The 20,376-nt window shown below is 55.7% G+C and carries 22 protein-coding genes; 11 read left to right on the top strand and 11 right to left on the bottom strand.

The window, feature by feature from the left end:
- Positions 1-39: 39 nt before the first annotated feature.
- Positions 40-933: a LysR family transcriptional regulator gene (locus tag QSK07_RS14200; RefSeq protein ID WP_285721776.1), complete on the bottom strand. Its 894-nt coding sequence runs from the start codon at positions 931-933 to the stop codon at positions 40-42.
- A gap of 95 nt (positions 934-1,028) precedes the next feature.
- Between QSK07_RS14200 and ynfM the strand changes: the two genes are divergently transcribed.
- The 4 genes from ynfM to QSK07_RS14180 all read left to right on the top strand — a co-directional run bounded on the left by ynfM (position 1,029) and on the right by QSK07_RS14180 (position 4,717).
- Positions 1,029-2,279: a multidrug efflux MFS transporter YnfM/SxtP(Kp) gene (gene ynfM / locus QSK07_RS14195; protein ID WP_285721775.1), complete on the top strand. Its 1,251-nt coding sequence runs from the start codon at positions 1,029-1,031 to the stop codon at positions 2,277-2,279.
- Between the two features lie 168 nt (positions 2,280-2,447).
- Positions 2,448-2,708, top strand: coding sequence for a hypothetical protein (locus tag QSK07_RS14190; protein WP_098050483.1), 261 nt, complete (start codon positions 2,448-2,450; stop codon positions 2,706-2,708).
- Between the two features lie 109 nt (positions 2,709-2,817).
- Entirely contained in the window at positions 2,818-3,354 is a 537-nt protein-coding gene (gene cybB, locus QSK07_RS14185; RefSeq protein WP_098050482.1) for a cytochrome b561, read from the top strand.
- A 178-nt stretch (positions 3,355-3,532) separates the two neighbouring features.
- Positions 3,533-4,717, top strand: a complete 1,185-nt coding sequence (locus tag QSK07_RS14180) for a sugar transporter (protein WP_285721774.1) — start codon at positions 3,533-3,535, stop codon at positions 4,715-4,717.
- Positions 4,718-4,795: 78 nt separating this feature from the next.
- Here the strand turns inward: QSK07_RS14180 and bhsA (QSK07_RS14175) are convergent, their stop codons facing one another.
- Positions 4,796-5,053 (bottom strand): multiple stress resistance protein BhsA, encoded by a 258-nt coding sequence (gene bhsA, locus QSK07_RS14175; RefSeq protein WP_098050480.1) that lies wholly within the window; start codon positions 5,051-5,053, stop codon positions 4,796-4,798.
- A 37-nt stretch (positions 5,054-5,090) separates the two neighbouring features.
- Complete coding sequence (gene bhsA / locus QSK07_RS14170) at positions 5,091-5,348, bottom strand: multiple stress resistance protein BhsA (RefSeq protein WP_098050479.1); 258 nt, start codon at positions 5,346-5,348, stop codon at positions 5,091-5,093.
- Between the two features lie 308 nt (positions 5,349-5,656).
- Here bhsA (QSK07_RS14170) and QSK07_RS14165 point away from each other — a divergent pair, with 308 nt between their 5' ends.
- On the top strand, positions 5,657-6,307 hold the full coding sequence (locus tag QSK07_RS14165; protein WP_275219420.1) for a TetR/AcrR family transcriptional regulator: 651 nt from the start codon (positions 5,657-5,659) through the stop codon (positions 6,305-6,307).
- Positions 6,308-6,340: 33 nt separating this feature from the next.
- Here QSK07_RS14165 and rhaM read toward each other — a convergent pair whose 3' ends face one another.
- Genes rhaM through rhaB form a run of 4 tightly spaced genes read right to left on the bottom strand, consistent with a single transcriptional unit; the run spans position 6,341 to position 10,219 of the window.
- Positions 6,341-6,655 carry an L-rhamnose mutarotase gene (rhaM, locus tag QSK07_RS14160; RefSeq protein WP_285721983.1) on the bottom strand — a complete coding sequence of 105 codons (315 nt, stop codon included), beginning with the start codon at positions 6,653-6,655 and terminating at the stop codon, positions 6,341-6,343.
- The gene (gene rhaD / locus QSK07_RS14155) at positions 6,645-7,487 is read right to left on the bottom strand and encodes a rhamnulose-1-phosphate aldolase (RefSeq protein WP_285721773.1); all 843 of its coding nucleotides are present in this window, start codon (positions 7,485-7,487) and stop codon (positions 6,645-6,647) included. The genes rhaM and rhaD overlap by 11 nt, the downstream gene beginning before the upstream one ends.
- Before the next feature lie 10 nt (positions 7,488-7,497).
- Positions 7,498-8,754 carry an L-rhamnose isomerase gene (locus QSK07_RS14150; RefSeq protein ID WP_285721772.1) on the bottom strand — a complete coding sequence of 419 codons (1,257 nt, stop codon included), beginning with the start codon at positions 8,752-8,754 and terminating at the stop codon, positions 7,498-7,500.
- Positions 8,747-10,219, bottom strand: a complete 1,473-nt coding sequence (rhaB, locus tag QSK07_RS14145; protein WP_285721771.1) for a rhamnulokinase — start codon at positions 10,217-10,219, stop codon at positions 8,747-8,749. The genes QSK07_RS14150 and rhaB overlap by 8 nt, the downstream gene beginning before the upstream one ends.
- Positions 10,220-10,510: 291 nt before the next feature.
- On the opposite strand from rhaB, the gene rhaS reads away from it, so the two are divergent.
- Together rhaS and rhaR are read left to right on the top strand one after the other, a co-directional pair.
- A complete protein-coding gene (gene rhaS, locus QSK07_RS14140) occupies positions 10,511-11,332 on the top strand; it encodes an HTH-type transcriptional activator RhaS (RefSeq protein ID WP_285721770.1) in 822 nt (273 codons plus the stop codon).
- Between the two features lie 11 nt (positions 11,333-11,343).
- The gene (gene rhaR, locus QSK07_RS14135; protein ID WP_285721769.1) at positions 11,344-12,210 is read left to right on the top strand and encodes an HTH-type transcriptional activator RhaR; all 867 of its coding nucleotides are present in this window, start codon (positions 11,344-11,346) and stop codon (positions 12,208-12,210) included.
- Between the two features lie 54 nt (positions 12,211-12,264).
- Here rhaR and rhaT read toward each other — a convergent pair whose 3' ends face one another.
- Positions 12,265-13,299: an L-rhamnose/proton symporter RhaT gene (gene rhaT / locus QSK07_RS14130; protein WP_098050471.1), complete on the bottom strand. Its 1,035-nt coding sequence runs from the start codon at positions 13,297-13,299 to the stop codon at positions 12,265-12,267.
- 358 nt (positions 13,300-13,657) lie between these two features.
- Here rhaT and QSK07_RS14125 point away from each other — a divergent pair, with 358 nt between their 5' ends.
- Both QSK07_RS14125 and QSK07_RS14120 read left to right on the top strand, forming a co-directional pair.
- Entirely contained in the window at positions 13,658-13,981 is a 324-nt protein-coding gene (locus QSK07_RS14125; protein ID WP_013357928.1) for a hypothetical protein, read from the top strand.
- A 43-nt stretch (positions 13,982-14,024) separates the two neighbouring features.
- Positions 14,025-14,123 (top strand): YoaK family small membrane protein, encoded by a 99-nt coding sequence (locus QSK07_RS14120; protein WP_008925225.1) that lies wholly within the window; start codon positions 14,025-14,027, stop codon positions 14,121-14,123.
- A 3-nt stretch (positions 14,124-14,126) separates the two neighbouring features.
- On the opposite strand, the gene QSK07_RS14115 is transcribed toward QSK07_RS14120, so the two are convergent.
- Complete coding sequence (locus QSK07_RS14115; RefSeq protein WP_098050469.1) at positions 14,127-14,393, bottom strand: DksA/TraR family C4-type zinc finger protein; 267 nt, start codon at positions 14,391-14,393, stop codon at positions 14,127-14,129.
- A gap of 196 nt (positions 14,394-14,589) precedes the next feature.
- Between QSK07_RS14115 and aldA the strand changes: the two genes are divergently transcribed.
- The gene (gene aldA / locus QSK07_RS14110; protein ID WP_285721768.1) at positions 14,590-16,026 is read left to right on the top strand and encodes an aldehyde dehydrogenase; all 1,437 of its coding nucleotides are present in this window, start codon (positions 14,590-14,592) and stop codon (positions 16,024-16,026) included.
- Positions 16,027-16,369: 343 nt separating this feature from the next.
- On the opposite strand, the gene QSK07_RS14105 is transcribed toward aldA, so the two are convergent.
- Both QSK07_RS14105 and QSK07_RS14100 read right to left on the bottom strand, forming a co-directional pair.
- Positions 16,370-17,638, bottom strand: coding sequence for an MFS transporter (locus tag QSK07_RS14105; protein ID WP_285721767.1), 1,269 nt, complete (start codon positions 17,636-17,638; stop codon positions 16,370-16,372).
- Positions 17,635-19,056, bottom strand: a complete 1,422-nt coding sequence (locus tag QSK07_RS14100) for a M20 family metallopeptidase (RefSeq protein ID WP_285721766.1) — start codon at positions 19,054-19,056, stop codon at positions 17,635-17,637. The genes QSK07_RS14105 and QSK07_RS14100 overlap by 4 nt, the downstream gene beginning before the upstream one ends.
- Positions 19,057-19,196: 140 nt before the next feature.
- Here QSK07_RS14100 and QSK07_RS14095 point away from each other — a divergent pair, with 140 nt between their 5' ends.
- Positions 19,197-20,111, top strand: coding sequence for a LysR family transcriptional regulator (locus QSK07_RS14095; protein ID WP_285721765.1), 915 nt, complete (start codon positions 19,197-19,199; stop codon positions 20,109-20,111).
- The last annotated feature ends 265 nt before the right edge of the window (positions 20,112-20,376 follow it).

The following is a 20,376-nucleotide window of genomic DNA, read 5'->3' as shown; positions in this document are numbered from 1 at the left end:
GTGATTTATCGCACAGATTGATGCTGTGTCGCGCTCGCTTCAGGCCCGGTTTTCCCGCAGCAACGTCATCATATTCTCCATCTGTGCATTTATTTCGCGTCCGGCTGACCAGACCAGCCAGAGTTCTGAAATTGCATCCTCTTCCGTTAACGGCAGCCAGACCAGATCGGCCAGTCGCGCCCGGCGAAAAGAGGCGGGCAGAATGGAAACGCCTAAACCGGTTGCCACCAGCCCCAGGATGGTCATCGCCTCACCCACTTCCTGGGTGACGTAAGGCTTGATGTGGTAGCGGTGCAGCAGCGCCAGAATGTCGCTATAGAGCGCGGTTCCGCCCTGAGGGTCGAAAAAGACAAAGGGTTCAGCCGCCAGCGCCGTCACAGAAATCTTTTCAGCCTCAGCCAGCGGATGCGCCTTGTACACCACGGCATAAAGTGGCTCGCTCAGCAGCAGCTGATGACGCAGGTCGGCGGGCAGCGGCGTGTTGCGCATTACGCCGAGATCGAGCCGTCCGTCATGTAACGGGGCCAGCTGCTGGCGGGTATTAATCTCCTGCATCTGAATATGCACCTGTGGCCAGCGCTGCCGGAACCGGAAGAGCGCATCAGAAACGACAGCGGTAAAGGGTGCCGACGAGGTAAAGCCGATACGCAGCTCACCCTCTTCGCCACGATGCAGCCGGGCAGCACGATCGCCGGCCTGCTCAACCTGCAGGATTATCGTGCGGGCATCACTCAGCAGTTGCTGTCCGGCAGCGGTAAGCTGCACGCTGCGGTTGGTGCGATTGAACAGCCTTGCGCCGGTCTCCGCTTCCAGCTGAATAATCTGCTGACTGAGCGGCGGCTGGGAAATGTTCAGACGCTGGGCTGCCCGCCCGTAATGGAGCTCTTCCGCCACCGCAATGAAGTAGCGCAGATGACGCAGTTCGATATTCATATTTTAAACGTCTTATTTGAGATTATTAATATATTAGACAGCATAATGCCGCTTTCCTAAGCTGACGACAGGTTTTCTGAATGAGAGGAAGATGTGTGAGTCGCTCAATACAGGCAACAGTGGATGAGAAAGCGGTGACTGAACCGCAGGCGTCCGTTGCCGCAGCAGGATATATCCGGCGGGGAACCCCCGCTTTTATGCGCGTCACTTTGGCGCTTTTCTCTGCCGGGCTGGCGACATTTGCCCTGCTCTACTGTGTGCAGCCGATTCTGCCGGTGCTGTCACAGCAGTTTGGTGTTTCTCCGGCGACCAGCAGCCTGTCGCTCTCTATTTCTACCGGCCTGATGGCGCTGGGCCTGCTGGTGACCGGGCCGCTCTCAGATGCCATCGGGCGAAAATCGGTAATGGTGACCGCTCTGATGCTGGCGGCCATCTGCACGCTGATCTCCGCCACCATGACCAGCTGGCACGGCATTCTGATTATGCGTGCGCTGATGGGACTGTCGCTCAGCGGTGTTGCGGCGGTCGGTATGACCTATCTTAGTGAAGAGATGGATGCACGGGTCGTCGCCTTTTCAATGGGGTTATATATCAGCGGTAACTCCATTGGCGGGATGAGCGGGCGTCTGTTAAGCGGTGTCCTGACCGACCTCTTCACCTGGCGCATCGCCGTGGCGGTGATTGGCTGTTTTTCGCTGGCTTCAGCGCTGATGTTCTGGAAAATCCTGCCTGCATCACGTCATTTCCGCCCCATCACGCTGCGCCCGCGCAATCTGCTGATTAACTTCCGGCTGCACTGGCGCGATCCGGGCCTGCCCTGGCTGTTTGCCGAGGGCTTTCTGCTGATGGGTGCCTTCGTTACCTTGTTTAACTATATTGGTTACCGTTTACTGGATGCGCCTTGGCATCTCAGCCAGGCCGTGGTGGGTCTGTTATCGGTGGTCTATCTGACCGGCTCCTGGAGTTCACCTAAAGCCGGTGCACTGACCGGTCGCCTGGGACGCGGGCCGGTGATGCTGGGCGCGACAGCCATCATGCTGCTGGGTTTGCTGGTCACTGCCTTTGACTCGCTCTGGCTGATTCTGCCCGGAATGATGATGTTTACCGCCGGCTTTTTTGCCGCCCATGCGGTCGCCAGCGGCTGGATTGGTCCCCGTGCACGCCGGGCGCGTGGGCAGGCTTCGTCGCTCTATTTGTTCAGCTACTACGTGGGTTCCAGCGTGGCGGGCACGCTGGGCGGTTTGTTCTGGCATAATTTTGGCTGGAGCGGAGTCACGCTGTTTATCAGCGTCCTGTTAATCCTGGCGCTGCTGGTTGCCTGGCGTCTGCATAGTAAAAGACTCTGACAGATTTCTCCCGAGCCAGGCCCCGACCTCCCCGGCGAGCCTGGCTGCTTGTCACGCTGAACATTCCCTTCAGATCCATAACAAACAAAACGTGCTTTTCCCGCTATAATCCTTTTTATTGTAATAATTCATCTGCTTTGCCTTTTAACACGGCAACAAGGAACGCCTGTGGCTCTCTACTACTACGTTAATAAACAATCGGGATATAACGATAATCATGTTGTTCATGCCGCGGGCTGCCCCCATCTTCCCGACATGGATAACCGACTGTTTCTGGGCAGTTTTTATCATGTGAATGCCGCTATTCTGCAGGCCAGAAAATATTATGCGGGCGCCATTGGCTGCGAAAACTGCTGTCCGCTTAATCATAGCGACCCGCAGGCCAGTCAGCTCAGTGTGGCCCTGAAACATACTCCGCCATCGCGTTAATTAAATCAGGCGGGCACTGGATGAAAACTGCCGCTGAGATAAATCCATTAAGTATTTCTGTTGTCTGACGTTATCCTGACATTACTCATTAACCTCAAGGGATTGCACAATGCGGGAAAAGTTTGCACGCTCACAGATAATCTTTCACTGGCTGACTTTTATACTGGTGGCGGTTGCCTACGCTACCATTGAGCTGCGTGGCTTTGCTCAACGCGGTTCCTGGCAAGGATATGCCATGATCATTACCCATTTCAGCGCCGGCGCGTCGATTTTGGTTTTGATGCTTATCCGGTTATTTTTACGCACTCATCATGAATTACCACCCATTACCCCTGCAGCGCCGCGCTGGCAAACCGGTCTGGCACATCTGACGCATACGTTGCTCTACGCGCTGTTTATCACCCTGCCAATCCTTGGCCTGGCGTCGCGCTATCTTAAGGGCCGGGAATGGTGGCTGTTTGGTATCAGCATGCCGGTCGCGCCTGAGCCCCACGTTGATCTGGCAGACAGGTTGATTGACTGGCATCAAATTCTGGCCCCGCTGGGTTACTGGCTGATTGGGCTGCATGCTGCTGGTGCACTCTTCCATCACTATCTGCTTAAAGACAATACCCTGCTACGCATGATGCCCACTCGTCGTGGTTAATAACCTCAGACTATCGCCCTGTGCTGGGGCGATAATAAAAATTCAGTGTGAAAAGGCCGTTATAAGGTTTCTCTTCCCGTTTTATTTACTACAATAGCGTTTTATTTGTGACACAGGTCACTTTCGCTGGATGTTTTTGCCACATCCGATTTCGCTGTACTGACTGACTTGACTCCTCATGCAACCAACAACTGTTTCACGTAAAACTGCCTGGCTACGCGTGGTATTGCTGGCCATCGCTGCATTTGTCTTCAATACCACCGAGTTCGTGCCGGTTGGCCTGTTATCTGATATCGCTGCTGACTTTTCAATGCAGACGGCTGATGTCGGGATCATGCTGACCATCTACGCCTGGGTCGTCGCGCTGCTTTCACTGCCGCTGATGCTGCTGACCCGCAATATCGAGCGACGGCTGCTGCTGGGCGTGCTGTTCCTGATTTTTATCGTCAGCCACGTGCTTTCAACCGTCGCCTGGGATTTCCGGTCGCTGATGGTATCGCGCGTCGGCATCGCCCTGTCTCATGCGGTTTTCTGGTCGATCACCGCCTCGCTGGCGATTCGTGTTGCCCCGGCGGGTAAGAAAACCCAGGCGCTGAGTATGCTGGCGACCGGTAGCGCGCTGGCGATGGTGCTGGGCGTGCCGATTGGCCGCGTGGTGGGACAGTATCTTGGCTGGCGCACCACTTTCGGCGCGATTGGTCTCTCGGCGCTGGTGCTGATGATTATGCTGGCGCGTATTCTGCCGCGCCTGCCGAGTGAGCATACCGGCTCGCTGAGCAGTGTGCCGATGCTGTTTCGCCGTCCGGCGCTGGTCAGCATGTACCTGCTGGTGACGCTGGTGGTGACCGCGCATTACACCGCCTACAGCTATATCGAGCCATTTATGCAGACCGTCGCTCACTCCAGCGGTAATTTCACAACCCTTCTGCTGCTGCTGTTTGGCTCAGCGGGCATTGTCGGCAGCCTGCTCTTCAGTACGCTGGGTAACAAATTTCCTTCCGCCCTGCTGATTGCCGCCATTGCGCTGATCACCCTTTGCATGGGACTGCTGATTTTTGCCGCCGTTCGCCCCGCAGCTATCTCCACGCTGTGCGTTGTCTGGGGAGTGGCAATGATGATGATCGGGCTGGGTATGCAGGTGCGGGTACTCTCGCTGGCACCGGATGCCACAGATGTCGCGATGTCCCTGATGTCCGGTATCTACAATATTGGTATTGGCGCGGGCGCGCTGCTGGGGAATCAGGTCAGTCTCCATCTGAGCATGGCGGAAGTGGGGAATGTCGGCGGGATGATTGGTCTGGTGGCGTTGCTGTGGTGTGTTTATATTTTCCGACGCTATCCGCAGTTACGCAGCAACGGATAATCAGCGCCTTATCAAATAAAAAAGGCTTCAGATAAGTGAGTTTATCTGAAGCCTGTTTATGAATATTTATAGCGCCTGTTACTTATAAAGAATGGCTGTGCCATGCAGGTTGTTGCTGCCAGAGGTCGAAGTGATGCGGAAAGACTTTGCGCCGACATCGCTGGCCTTTCCTGACAATTGTTGCTCCAGCGAGGTCAGGTTTGTGCTGCCCGTTGCGCTGATAACACCGATTTTTTGCTGATCCAACGGGGTGCTGTTCACCTGTTGGGCCGCCACGCTGGCAAAGGAAAGGCCACTTAGCACCGCTGCCGCCACTATCATATTGATACGTTTCATAACGAACCCCTTCTCACATTATCTGATGAACAGCCTGTTACTGATAGATCACAGCCGTGCCGTGCAGTTTGTTCTGACCGCTGGTTGAAGTGATGCGGAATGATTTCGCACCGGCTTCATCCGCTTTGGCACTCAGCTGCGCTTCAACAGAACTCAGGTTGGTTCCACCCAGTACTGAGAGGGTGCCAACAGGCTTCTGATTAGCCGGTTCGCTGGTGACGAGATCAGCAGCAGATGCGCCAAAAGCCAGGGTAGTGAGTGCCAGTGCTGCCAGGGTGATTTTGATGGTTTTCATAATATTTTCTCTGTTCAGTATTTGAATTTGGTGTGTCTGAATGACGTTGTCGCCATTTAATTAACGACCGTTAAATAAATGATAGTTCCCGACCCGGTACGTCGTCAATATTTATTTAATGACCGTTATTTTATTCGCGAAGTGGCGTGATTATGGGCTTCCGCCCTTTTTCTGACTTAACCATAGGGGCGGTAAGATTGCGCTGACGCACAAAATGACAACACTTGCGGCTGACATTTCCAGTGGCCCTTGCGCATTTTTATAATGATCGGTAATTTAATAGGGTGTTTTACTGTCTGAGAGGGTGTATGAGTCAGGTTCAGGATTGCGATGTAAAAAAATGCCGCGGCCGGCCCAAAATGTTCGATCGCGAAGCTGCGCTCGATAAAGCTCTGACCCTGTTCTGGACACACGGTTACGAGGGAACCTCTCTCGCCGATCTGGTCGCCGCTACTGGCGCAAAAGCACCAACCCTCTACGCAGAGTTTGTGAATAAAGAGGGACTGTTTCGCGCAGCGATGGCGCGTTATGTAGAGAAGTTCAGCGCATGGCGTGAAGCAGCATTAGGCGACGATCAGTTACCGGTAGATAGGGTTATTGAGGCCTATTTCCGTTCTACTGCGGCCTGTTTTACTGAACGCGACTCTCCCGGCGGATGTTTCTTTATCTGTACCTCAACTGCCCTGTCGGCGGCTTCGGCAGAGATTGCCGCCATGCTGCAACAGCAGCATCAGTCGCAGGAGCATGTGCTGAGTGATTTTCTGCTGGCGCGCCAGCAGCGTGGAGAACTGAGTCCGGCAGTGAATATTCCGGCGCTGTCACGTTATCTGGGTTGTATGTTGCAGGGTATGTCGGTGCGGGCCCGTGAAGGCGCAGAGCGTGACGATCTTGAGGGTATTATTGATACGCTGATGGCCATGTGGCCAACGCTGACCGGCTTGTGTCAGGCCAGGGGCTAGAAAACAGGGCGGCATTGCCGCCCTTTTCGTCATCTAGTTCAGGAAAAACACCGGTTTTAATGGCTGACTGACAGGACTGTTATCTGCATCAGACGGCATGAGATCTTTCATTGACGCCCACCAGCGCTGACACACCTCCGTTTCTGCTACCGCTTCCCAGCGTGCTTCAGATTCAATCTCAACGCTGGCGAACAGCAGATTCCGCTCTGCATCCAGCCAGATGGCATAGTTGTGCGCACCGTGTGCCTTCAGCGTCTCAGCCAGTTCAGGCCAGATTGGGGAGTGACGACGTTCATACTCTGCATGACAGTCGGCATTCACCTGCATCACAAAGGCTTTACGCAGCATTGGCTGGGCCCACATCCAGCGCCGGTTGCCATGGCTTGACGCCAAAGCGTTTACCCAGCGCGATTAGCTGTTCGGTGGTGATGCTCTGACGAATTCCGCCCATCGACAGCACTTTGACGATTACTTCTGACGATTTTTCCGCCGTATCAATCAGACCAAAGGTTTCATCGAGTGTCGGGCCTGTGCCAAAGACGCCGTGGAATGGCCACATCACCAGGGTGTGTGACTGCATCTGTCCCGCAGTCGCCGTGCCGATTTCATCGGTGCCAGGAACCATCCATGGCAGCACACCCACGCCATCCGGGAATACAACCAGACATTCGGTACTGCCTTCCCACAGCAAACGGGTAAAGCGGGCAGAGTCCATCTCAACCACGTAGCTCAGAGCCATAAAGTTGGTCGCATGGCAGTGCATAATCACCCGATCTGCGCCTTTACTGACGGCTTTACGTACCGCGTGAGACTGAAAGTGTGATGCCAGCTCAGAGGTCGGCAAACCACCCTTCGACAGGCCCCAGTGAATTTTACAGGAAAGTCCCTTGTCATCGACCTGCAGCAGCGCCAGACAATCCGCCGGATCGAGCTGGACGTTACGCATGAATTTTCCTGACCCGGTCACCAGAAACCAGTCATTTGCCAGCGCTGGCGCAGGCTGGGTCAGCTCGATGCAGCGCGGTTCCTTACAGAAATCGGCGGCAAAGGGTTTCACCTCCTCCTCCAGCAGACGGAGGCTGACATTACCGCCGTTACGTTCGTCCCAGCCCTTCAGCCACATGTCGCTGGTCGCTTTGACCATTCCCTTAACAAACCCGGAAGAAAGAATGCTTTGCATAGTGAAATCCTTAACGTTTGCTCAAAATCTGTTGTTCATAATGACGAACATCACCTAACCAGCTGGCATCAGCAGGGACGTCATGGCGCAGGCACCACCCTTCCCAGACCGCCTGCCATGGCAATGATTTTTGCTCCTCCAGCAGGGTAAGCCGCGCGGTGTAATCGCCGCTGTTCTCGGCCTGGCGTAAGCGGTCAGTTGGCTCCAGCAAGGCACGCAGCAGCGCTTTTTTGGTGTTACGGGTGCCGATAACCCAGGCGGCAATCCGGTTTATTGAGGCGTCGAAAAAGTCGAGGCCAATGTGCACTTTGTCGAACAGCTGATGACGGACGATCTCACTGGCGATAGCCTGGGTTTCATCATCCAGCAGCACAACATGGTCGCTGTCCCAGCGCACCGGACGGCTGACGTGCAGCAGCAGGTGCGGCACATAGAGCATGGCGGCGGAAATTTTGTCGGAGATCATTTCGGTTGGATGGAAATGCCCTGCATCCAGGCAAAGCGCCGTCTGGCGACTGGCGGCATAGCCCAGATAAAACTCGTTAGAGCCTACGGTATAGCTCTCAGCGCCTATGCCAAAAAGCTTGCTCTCTACCGCATCAATATGGTGCTGCGGATTGAGTTTTTCTGAGATGACTTCATCCAGCGCACTCATCAGGCGCTCACGCGGGCCCAGCCGATCCACAGTGATATCTTTCATACCGTCCGGCATCCAGATATTCATCACTGAGGGGGTGCCCAGCTGCTCACCAAATGAGGCAGAGATGCGGCGACTCGCTTTGCAATGGTCGATCCAGAACTGACGGACGGTTTTATCACTGTGCGACAGCGTAAAGCCGTCCGCGCTTTTTGGATGCGAGAAGCAGCTTGGGTTAAAATCGAGGCCCAGCTTATTCTCTTTGGCCCAGGCGACCCAGTTGGCGAAATGGGCAGGTTCAATGGCATCCCGGTCCACCGGCTTGTCGCTTTCAAGGTAGATAGCGTGCAGGTTCAGACGTTTCGCGCCAGGAATCAGCGACATAGCCTTGTCGATATCACTGCGTAGTTCACTGGCATTCCGTGCCCGTCCCGGGTAGTTACCGGTCGCCTGAATGCCGCCGGTCAGAGCGCCCTGTGGGTTCTCGAATCCCCGGACATCATCACCCTGCCAGCAGTGCATGGAGACAGGAATGCGGTCCAGCTGGCGGATGGCCTGTTCAACATCAACCCCATTATCAGCGTAGCGTTGTTTAGCCAGTTCAAAAGCCTGTTCAATTTGCTTAGTCATAAGCGGGTTCCTTAGCGGGTTGACTCAGCGTGGCGAAGCGTGCCTGACTGGCACTGAAAACGCTGTGTGTTTGCGGTTCGAATTTTTCGAGTGGGAAGTTGTTAATGACGCTGCAGCGGAAATCAGCCACATCGGTCAGTTCGCCCAGGGCAATCAGCTGGCAACCAACGTTACCCAGCGTGGAGGCTTCAACCGGGCCTGCCAGTACCGGGATCTGGCAGGCATCGGCACAGAGCTGATTAAGAAAGCGGTTCTGGCTGCCGCCTCCCACCAGGTGCAACTGGCTGAAAGGCTTGCCGCGCAACTGAGCCAGCTCCTGGATTACTTCACGGTAGAGCAGCGCCAGGCTGTCAAAGATGCAGCGAGCCAGCGCAGCGGCAGATTGGGGCACCGGCATGCCCTGCTCTGCGCAGGCGTTTTGAATCTCATTGACCATGCTGTCCGGATTGATGAAGCGCGCATCATTGGGACTGATGAGTGAAACACAGGCGGGCTGACGGGCTGTCTCTTCAATCAGCATGCTGAGATCGTCAATCTGCAGTTCGCTGCAGATGCGCTGCAACAGCCACAGCCCCATGATGTTTTTCAGTACGCGATATCCCTCAGCACCGCCTTCGTTGGTGATGTTGGCGCGCAGTGCCGTATCGCAGGCATAGGGCTGCAGACTTTCGAAGCCCACCAGCGACCAGGTTCCTGAACTGAGATAAGCGCCGTCGTCCTGCATCAGCGGTGTTGCAAGGACTGCGCTGGCGGTGTCGTGGGTGGCGACGGCGATCACCGGAACCGCCGTGCCTGCGCGATTGATCCAGTGACCGACGGTATTGCCGGGTGCCTGCGGCTGGCCAAACCACCGCGCGTCAACGCCCGCCCAGGCGAGCAAATCGCGATCCCACTCACCGCTGTGAATATTGAGCATTTGTGTGGTGGTTGCGTTGGTGTATTCCCAGTTGAGATGTCCGGTCAGGCGATAATGCAGGTAGTCAGGTATCATCAGCGCATGCGCTACGCGGGCCTTCCAGTCGGGCTGCTGCTGATGCAGAGCGCGCATCTGATAGAGTGTATTGAACGGCAGAAACTGAATGCCGGTTCGGGCATAAATGGCGCTGCGGCTCAGCTCATGCTGCGCCTGCTCCATCAGACCGTGCGTGCGCGCATCACGATAGCTGACCGCTTCACCCACCTGCTCACCCTCTGCATCCAGCAGCACCATATCAACACCCCAGGTGTCGATGCCGATACTGTCAGGGACGACGCCTTCATCATCTAACTGAGCCAGCCCGGCGCGTATCTCCTGCTCCAGCATCGTCAGATCCCAGCAGTCATAACCGGTACGACGCTGGCGCTTATTGTTAAAGCGCCGGACCTCACGCAGTGCCAGCTGGCGCTGCGCGGCATCCCAGCTGGCGAGCATGACCCGTCCGCTGGATGCGCCGAGATCGATAGCAACAATGTTTCTCCTGGTCATGGCGACTTTTCCCTGTGATTAAGTGGTCACAGAGTAAAAATCCTGACTGGTCGTCACCTTCCCGAGAATGCCAACAGACGTCAGTGGCTGGCAGATGGGCAAAGAACTTCGTGAGGGAGATCACAGAGATAGCAGCAGAAGCGATGTGACCCCTGCCGCAAATCTGTTAACTGCCAGGGATTTCTTGAAAAATCAGCATGATTCCTGATGAGTCCAGCTGAAAATTCAAGGTAAGGTAACGGCGTCCTGATTAGACTGCGTTACGGTTTTGTTAAGCAGCGAGAGACGACGATGACCCTATTGCACAGTGCAGATTTTTTTCCCGAAGGCGATTACGCGATAGCAATTGAACCCCGCATACCGCAGACAGCTTTTCCGGAACATCATCATGATTTTCATGAGATTGTACTGGTGGAGCAAGGCTCCGGAATTCATGTGTTTAATGGTCAGCCGCAGACACTGTGTGCGGGCTGTGTCTGCTTTGTGCGCGATCACGATCGTCATCTCTATGAGCAGACCGAAAATCTTTGCCTGACCAATGTGCTTTATCGCAGTCCAGGCGCGTTTCGCTTTCTCTCCGGGCTGCAGGCTTTGTTGCCCTGCGATCAGGACGGGCAATATACCTCTCACTGGCGTATCAATCACAAAGTCATGGCGCAGGCGCTGAGTGTGACAGCGAAGATGCAGCAGGATAATATCTGGTCGCTGGAAAAACAGGCGCACCAGGAACAGCTCTTTTTGCAGTTGCTGGTGTTGCTGCGGGAAGCCTGTATAGACGGGCAGAGTCAGGATCAGGAAGCACGATTGCATCGCCTGCTCGACTGGCTTGGCGACCATTACAGTGACGAGATTGTCTGGGAAGAAATGGCTGATCGCTTCTCCCTGTCGCTGCGAACCCTGCATCGGCAGATGAAGCAGCAAACCGGCAGTACGCCGCAGCGCTATCTGAACCGTTTGCGGCTGTTACAGGCTCGTCATCTGCTGCGTCACAGTGATATGCGAATTACCGATATCGCCTTCCAGTGTGGATTTGGTGACAGTAACCATTTCTCAACCCTGTTCAGGCGCGAATTTGGCTGCGCACCACGAGCGGAGCGCCAGCAGATGTTGTAAAGGAGCAATGTATGGCATTGATACTCAGTCGGGATGACTATTTTCCCGCTACCAGTTTACCGGTGGCGGTTGCCGAAAGAATGCCCCAACCCTCCTTTCCGCCCCATCAACACGAGTTCAGTGAAATCGTGATTGTCTGGCGCGGTAACGGCCTGCATGTCCTCAACGATCGTCCCTGGCTGATAACCTGCGGCGACGTTTTTTATATCCGCGACAGTGACTGCCATAGCTACGATAGCGTTAACAATCTGGTGCTGGATAATATCCTCTACTGCCGTGACCGCTTTGGCCTTGGCCTTGACTGGAATCAGCTGCTGCCACAACAGGGACCGGACACGCCCGGCTGCTGGCGTCTGACCACGCGCGGCATGTCACTGGCCCGTGGCGTTATCAGCCAGCTGGAGCGTGAAAGCCGCAAAAGCGATCCGCTGTCAGTACAGCTCTCTGAGGCACTGTTTTTACAGCTGGCATTAATTCTGCGCCGCCATGGCTACGCCGCCGATCGTCCCTGGGCACTGCCGGAGGGTGAACAGCTCGATCTGCTAATGTCAGCCTTACAGGGTGCCCTTGCCCGTCCCTTTGATCTGGCGGCGTTTTGTCAACAGAATCAGCTCAGCGAGCGGGCGCTGCGACAGCTTTTTCGTCAGCAGACCGGAATGACCATTGGTCATTACCTGCGCCAGTTGCAGCTCTGTCAGGCAAAATATCTGCTGCGTACCCAGGATTGCCTGATTAGTGAGGTCGCCGCCCGCTGCGGCTTTGATGACAGTAACTATTTCTCGGTGGTCTTCACCCGTGATACCGGTTTAACGCCCAGTGCCTGGCGTCAGCGATTTATTGCGCCCCGGCAGGCGCTGAAGCATGCCGGGTCTGAATAATATGGGCCTGCTAAGCAGGCCCATTATGTATAAAGACAGCATCACTCTGCGCGATCAGGCCGCCATACCCAAACCAACGATATTGGCGGCAATGATGATCACTATACAGCCGATCGATAATACGCTTACCGGGCGACGCCCTGCTGACTTCCACTCTTTCATCAGCAGGCCTGCCAGCCCACCACACAGGACATAAAGGCTCATGTGCAGCATCCAGCTGACATAGTCATACTGCGCCGGGATGCGGGCATGGCCCCAGGCGTAAAAGAAGAACTGCAGATACCACATGGTACCGCCGAGCACCGCAAAAGCGGTATTGGCAATCAGCAGCGACTTCCCGACAGAGAAGTCTTTACGTACCGACAGCTCAGGCCGGGTGGCCAGCCGCCAGAAACAGAAGGCCAGATTCACCAGTGCCCCGCCGCCCATGATGATGACGTAGCTGGGTAAAGCCACATAGAGCGGATCGATGCCCAGATTAGCGGCGGCCTGATGCATCGGTTTCGCCGCATCCATTGCAAAGGACATACCCGCTGAGAAAATGCCGCACATCACCGCCAGCAGCAGTCCTTTTCTGAGGTTAAACTCTTCGGCGTTTATCCCCAGCGCCCGCTCCTTTAATAGCCCGGCACGCGTCACAATCCCAACACCAATCAGTGCCACCAGCACGCCCAGCAGGGTTAACCGGCCTCCTGCCAACGCAAACAGTTCGCCAAAACGGCCCTGCAAGAGTGGCGTCATCAGCGTGCCGACCACCAGGGTAATGCCAATCGCAATACCGATCCCCATCGACATGCCAAGGTAACGCATGGTCAGTCCGTAATTAATATTGCCAATGCCCCACATTGCGCCAAACAGAAAAACTGGCGTCAGTTGCGCCAGCGTAAAACTGCTGTAATAGGCCATGAAGTCTGGCAGTAAAATGGCACTGACCGCCCACGGCAGGATCAGCCATGACATCAGGCCACCAATTGACCACATGGTTTCCCATGACCATCTTTTCACCTGTTTAAAAGGCGCGTAAAAACATGCGGCGCTGGCAGCACCGACAAAATGCCAGAAGATACCTGCAATAATGGCGCTGTTCATTGTTATTCCCCGGTTAGGTTGAGGCCTGTCGGAAACCTGTCAGCTTCCGTTCAGCAGGCAGTCTACGTTTTGCAGGAATTCCTCAGCCTTTGGATAAATGCCGGAAGCCGCAGCGGAGTGGCAATATTTACCCGTTATCAACGTTAAGGATCACAATTTCACAGTTGTCAGATAACCGGACAATGAATAAGGTAAGTGTCTTATTATTCTTACTTTTTTATCGTTTAGCTGTGTGGCGCAGCACACTTTTAAACTGACTGCCATTTAAACTGGTATGGTGGCAAAAGGGCAAAGAACCCTTCTTTACCGCAGATAAGGTCGTATAAACTGGGAAAAATTGATGCGATCAGGGATTGGAATGACAACGAAGTGGTTAACACTGTTTCTTTCACAGTCAGTCAGCCGGGTGATGCTGGATGATCTCCGGGCGATATTACCTGCAGATGCGATAAAGGTGTTTGTGAATGGTCTGGATGAAACACACTATGCCACCATTGAGTGTGTGCAGGCGGAGCAACATTGCGCACTGATCGCCTCGGCGATTGTGGTCTGGCGTCAGCTCGGCCATGTGCACCATATTATTTATAAAAAAGGCGAGGTGCTGCGTGAGGAGAACGAGGCAACCCAATTCCAGCTTTTCACCCTGCTGAAAACCCACCGCGCAGTCCTCCAGATCTCATGATAAGATTGCGCCCCCTGAAATCGCTGTTTGCAGCAGGTTGAATATGAGAATTGGAATTCTGTTTCCGATCGCCATCATCGTGGCGGGTGTGGGCTTTCTGGCGTGGTTTATTGGCAGCGGCCTGGCGATGCCAGGCTCCTGAGCGCTAGCGCAGCTGACTGTCTTTACTGCCACGACGGTTATATAAGCTGCTGGTCTGCTGTTGTTTGTCGATTTTTTCCTGACACGCCACGCAGTAGTGCACCCCTTTGAGTGCCTGACGGCGCGCTTCAGGAATCGGTTCGCCGCAGAGTTCACATTCGGTGGCGCTTTCGCCCTGCCCGAGCGATTGTCTGACCCGCTCAATCCCGTCGTTAACAGTGCTATCAATCTGTTCCTGCACTGCGCCTTCTGCCGCCCATCCGCTTGCCATTATTAACCCCCTCTTTGACGATTTCGCTCTTTTAAATCTACAACAGATTGACGTTTTTGCCGCAGGACTCACCGATATCTGTGATTGGCTGCCAGCCAAACACGCAAGCTGGCAATAAGCTAAAGGTCACGCTTAGCGATCTGTTTCACCCTGCTATCACATTACTGCAACGTATCGATAGCGGAGAGCCAGGCGAATGACAACACATCATCAACATTACATTAATGGCGAGTTTGTTGCCCATCAGGGTGACCCGTGGATTGAAGTCATCAATCCGGCCACTGAAGCGTTGCTGTCACGCATTCCTCAGGGCACTCGTCAGGATGCCAGCCTTGCGATCAATGCCGCCGAAGCGGCTCAGCCGGCGTGGGAAGCATTGCCTGCGGTTGAACGCGGTGTCTGGCTGCACAAAATCGCCAGCGCCATCCGCGACCGCGAGCCTGAACTGACGGCAACCATCGTGGCGGAAGGCGGCAAAACCCAGGGCCTGGCGAAGACGGAAGTATTGTTTACCGCCGACTACCTCGATTACATGGCGGAGTGGGCACGGCGTTATGAAGGCGAGATCATCAACAGCGACCGGCCCAATGAAAACATCTTCCTGTTCAAAAAAGCGATCGGCGTCACCACCGGGATTTTACCGTGGAACTTCCCCTTTTTCCTGATCGCCCGCAAAGCAGCGCCTGCCCTGATTACCGGCAACACGATTGTGATTAAACCCAGCGAGCTGACGCCGAACAATGCCGCACTGTTTGCCGGGATTATCCAGACGCTGGGTCTGCCGGCTGGCGTCATTAACATTGTCTACGGTCTGGGACCTGAAGTAGGACAGGAACTGGCAGCCAATCCAAAGGTCGGGCTGGTAAGTCTGACGGGCAGCGTCGGCGCAGGTATCGCCACCATGGAAGCCGCGGCTAAAAATGTGACCAACGTGTCGCTGGAACTGGGCGGCAAAGCGCCCGCTATCGTAATGGAGGATGCCGACCTGGATCTGGCAGTGCGATCCATCATCAGCTCACGCGTGATCAACAGCGGCCAGGTCTGTAACTGCGTGGAGCGCGTCTATGTGCAGGAAGGCATTTATGATCGGTTTATCAGCGCACTGACAACCGCGTTTCAGCAGGTGACGTTTGGCGATCCCGCTGAACGCAGTGATATCGATATGGGACCGCTGATTAATGCCGCCGCACGGGATCGGGTCGAGCAGAAAGTGGCCGATGCCGTTGCCGCAGGTGCAAAAGTCGTACTGGGCGGCAAGCGCGCCGGAGAGCGAGGCTTTTTCTTCCAGCCCACGCTGCTGACCGATGTGCGTCAGGAGATGGCGATTATGCAGGAGGAGATTTTTGGCCCGGTACTGCCGGTGATGACCTTCAAAACGCTGGATGAGGCGATTGCGCTGGCTAACGACTGTGAGTATGGACTGACCTCCTCAATTTATACCCGGAATCTTAATACCACGATGACCGCGCTGCGCAAGCTGAAGTTTGGCGAAACCTATGTGAACCGCGAGAACTTCGAAGCGATGCAGGGCTTTCACGCCGGATGGCGCAAGTCGGGTGTCGGCGGGGCCGATGGAAAACATGGTCTGGAGGAGTATCTGCAGACACATGTTGCTTATTTACAGTTCAGTTAAAGAACGGGAAGGTTCAACGGCCCGCTGATATTGATAACGCACGCTGGTTCGTTTCGCGGTTGAGATCGCGCCTTCGCAGGAAACAGGGTCAGATCGGAAAGTCGCAAAATCCGCCATCCATGGCATGCTCGGCCCGCGCAATTACGCACCTCATCCTTGAGGTGCGCCCGTTGCCAGGCCAACGCTTCGCGTTGTTCAAAAACGCTCCCGGCGTTTTTTTCCAGGCGGCGGGACGCTTTCCTCCTCTGACCCAGTTCCCTGCACTTTGAGCTTTTTTATTGCTGCCAGAGCCTGATGTGACTATGTCAGCTGCCTGAAAAGGCCAATGAACTGGCCTGATTTGCTATGCCACCCGCTTACTGCAACGCAGCAGCGCGATACCACTCAGCAGTGCCACTGCCATCAGGTAGTAGCCTGGTGCCAGACTGCTGCCGGTGGCAGCAATAAGCATGCTGCAAATCAGCGGCGCAAACCCGCCAAATACCGTTACGGCCACGTTGTAACTGATCGCCATACCGCTGGCACGGGTCGTCGCCGGGAAGAGATCCGCCATTACCGATGGCACCGTCGAGAAGTAGATCGACTTCAGCAGCGCCATCCAGGCCACCAGCAGGATTAGTGTGGTGGGCGTGGTGTGATCGACCATCCATTTAAACGCGGGATAGATAGTGACCACCAGCAACAGCAGCGATCCCCACATCAGCGGCAACCGCCCAATCCGCTCCGCCCATAATCCCATGATGGGCGTCACCACCGTCAGGATAATTCCCGCTATCAGCGTAGCGGTGAAGGCGACCGATCCCGGCAGGTGCAGCGTTTTGGTGGCATAAGTCGGGATGTAGTTGAGCATGTAGTTGACTGCGGTCGAAATCACCATCACGCCAATCGCCAGCGTGATCAGCGCTTTCTGCCGCCCGAACAGCGTTTTCAGCGGTGCGGCTTCCTTTTCCTGTGAGGCAAAGCTGGCGGGTTCCTGCACATGACGGCGAATGTAGATCCCCAGCGGCCCAATCAGCAAACCGAAAGCAAACGGGATGCGCCAGCCCCACGCCTGAATCTCACTTTCGCTCAGCCACTGTGTCAGCCCCAGTCCGAAAGCTGATGCCATCAGGGTACTGGCACCCTGGGTAGCGAACTGCCAGCTGGCGATGAACGCTTTGCGCTCGGGAAAGTGCTCCACCAGAAAGGCGGTCGAACTGCCAAATTCACCGCCGGCAGAAAAGCCCTGTATCAGCCGCGCCAGAATAATCAGCAGCGGCGCAGCCAGACCGATAGTGGCGTAACCCGGCATAAACGTAATGATCGCCCCGCCCAGCATCATCAGATTAATTGACAGCAGCAGCGCCTTTTTGCGGCCATGCCGGTCGGCATAGTTGCCCAGCACAATGGCGCCCAGCGGACGGATCAGAAAGGAGATACCAAAGCTGCCAAAGGTCAGCAGCAGCGACACAGACGGATCGCTGACCGGAAAGAAAACATGGGCGATGTAGCTGGCGAAAAAGCCATAAACCGCGATGTCGAACCACTCCAGCGCGTTACCAATACAGGTAGCGAACAGCGTTTTGTGCAGGCTCGGTTTCACCTGCGGGGCACTTTGCGCGATGCTGCTCATTGTTCACCTCTCCGCCACTGATGGTGGCGCGTCATCAGCTGTTCACCCTCTTCTCCAAGTTGCCAGAACAGCCGGGTCATAATCGCCAGGCCTTCGCGTGCAATTGAGGTGAGCATATGTTCGTTAACGCCATGCTGGCCGCAGGCGGGATAAGAATGTGGCACCCACAGCGTCGGCAGGCCCAGGATATCGGCGAAGACTTCATTGGGTAGTGAACCGCCGAGATTGGGCAGCAGCGCCGGTTTTTTGCCGCTGCTGCGGGCCAGCGTATCCAGCGCCCAGTCCACCAGCGGATCCTGAGGATCAAGCCGCGTCGCCGGTGAACCGCGCACAAACTCCACGCTGACGTTATCGAAGCCGTGCTGATGCAGGTGACGTTCGACATGCTCCACCAGATTTTCCCAGTCGGTGCCGACTACAAAACGCAGCTGACACACCGCCGTAGCGCTGCCCGGAATGGCGTTCATGGGTCGTGCCGGATTACCGGTTTCAAACGCCAGCACCTCCAGCGTGTTCCAGCCATAAAGCCGCTCGGCAGGTGTCAGACCAGGCTCGCCCCAGCCTTCCGCCAGCGCCGGGTCACCCGGCATGCCACCCACATCAATATCACTGAGGATGGCGCGCACGGCGTCGGTCAGGGAGTCTGGTTTCAGCGCGGCAACCTGTAATACGCCCTGCGCATTCACCAGGCAGGCGATCACACTGGCCAGTTGGGTTCCGGGGTTGCTCAGCAGTCCGCCCCAGTTGCCGGAGTGGTAAGCGTTGTCACGCGCCCGAATAGTCAGACGAAAGTTCGCCGCACCGCGCGAACCCAGAAACAGTGTTGGCCGCAGCGCATTAAGGCGTGGGCCATCCGAGGCGATAAAAAGATCGGCCTTTAACAGTGCCTGCTGTTGCTGGCAGATTTCAGCCAGCCCTGGCGAGCTGATCTCTTCACCCATTTCGAACAGGATTTTGCAGTTGAAGCCCAGCGCGCCGCCGCGTGCCTGCCACACCTGCTCCAGCGCCGCGAGATTCACGCAGTGCTGGCCTTTGTTATCCGCGCTGCCACGTCCATACAGGCGTTCGCCTTCGGCTGTGAGTTGCCAGGGCGATAACCCTTCGCGCCAGTTTTCATCGTCACCAAACACGACATCGCCGTGGCCATAGCAGAGCAGCGTGGGTTTAGACGGATCTTCGATACGGGTGGCGATCAGAAACGGCGGGCTGCCGGGATGCGGATTGTCAAACGGGTGTAGCGTGAATCCCATCGCCGCCAGCTGCGGACCAATTTCCTGCTGAAGATAGTGGTCCAGCTCTGCCCGTCTGCTGGCGTGCTGGCTTTCGGTCACGCAGGCGACGCGCCATGCCAGCAGTTGCTGAAACTCACCGCTATCAAAATAGTGCATCGCCTGGTCAACTGCCTGTTGCTCTGTCATGTTTGCCCTGTCTGTTATTTTTATCGTGCTTTATCTTTGACAAACTTCACTCTTTGCCACAATTATCAATTTATCGAGTGTGCCTTGCTTTTAAAGCAAGGCTTCGCTGCCCTTTTATGATGCGTTTTGTTGGAGTGACCATGTTAAGCAGCGAGATACGCTATTTCCTGGCGGTCGTCGAGAGCGGCTCGCTGAGCGCCGCCAGTGAGAAACTGTTTGTGGCGGTCTCCGCGATCAGCCGTCAGATTCAGCGGCTGGAAGCCCAGGTCGGTGTGCCGCTGTTTGAACGGCATGCGCGCGGCATGGTGCTGAATGAGGCGGGAGAAATTTTTGCGCATCACGTGCGTAAAAGTCAGCTTGATATGGAATATGCGCTGGCAGAGATTAAGGGCCTGAAAGCGGTACGCCGCAGCCTAATCCGTATCGCCTGCACGGATGGAATGGCGTTCAGTCTGCTGCCTGGCCTGCTGGCGGCGTTTCGACTGGCGAATCCCGGCGCACTGTTTGCGATTAACGTGACGCACTCGCAGGGCGTGGCGGCATGCGTCAGGGCGGGTGAATGCGATGTGGCACTGCAGTTCAGTCTGCAGCCTGAGCGCAGCGTTGAGGTGCTCGGCTCGTGGCCTGCCCCGGTTTTACTGGCGATGCATCAGTCACATCCGCTGGCGTCACGTGAGGTAACACTGGGCGACTTGCATCGCTGGCCGCTGGCGCTGCCGGGCCATCACACGACCGTGCGGCAGCTGTTTGATCTCTCCTGTCAGATGAATGACTGCGTGGTTGAACCGGTATTGACCTGCGACTATTTCGCCACGCTCTATCACTTTTTGCTGCATACGCCACAGGCGGTCACCATCTGCAGCGCATTTACCCTGCTGTTCGAGCGCGAGTCCCAAAATCTGGTGTTGCAATCGCTGGGGGTGGATCAACTGAGTCAGCGTACGTTGCAGCTTCAGACAGTCTCAGGACGTCAGCGCAACGCAGCACTGACGCTGTTTCTGGCGTTTTTGCAGCAGCGGCTGACAGAGATGGATCAGCAGGTGAGGATGGGCTAACCAGCCCGTGGGACTATAAGCTCTTCACGTCTGTAAAGACTTGTTCCGAGCCGCGGTGAGATCGAGGTGGCTAAGGGAACACGACCCGATCGGAAAGTCGCAAAAGCCGCCATCCCTGGCATGCTCGTCCCGTACAATTACGCACCTCATCCCTGAGGTGCGCCCGTTGCCGGGCCAACGCGTTGCGTTGTTCAAAAACGCTCCCGACGTTTTTAGTACGCACCTCATCCCTGAGGTGCGCCCGTTGCCGGGCCAACGCGTTGCG

It is taken from the genome of Pantoea sp. QMID4, from assembly GCF_030270445.1.
Classification (GTDB): Bacteria; Pseudomonadota; Gammaproteobacteria; order Enterobacterales; family Enterobacteriaceae; genus Pantoea; species Pantoea vagans.
This window is presented reverse-complemented; position numbering and strand designations above follow the sequence as displayed.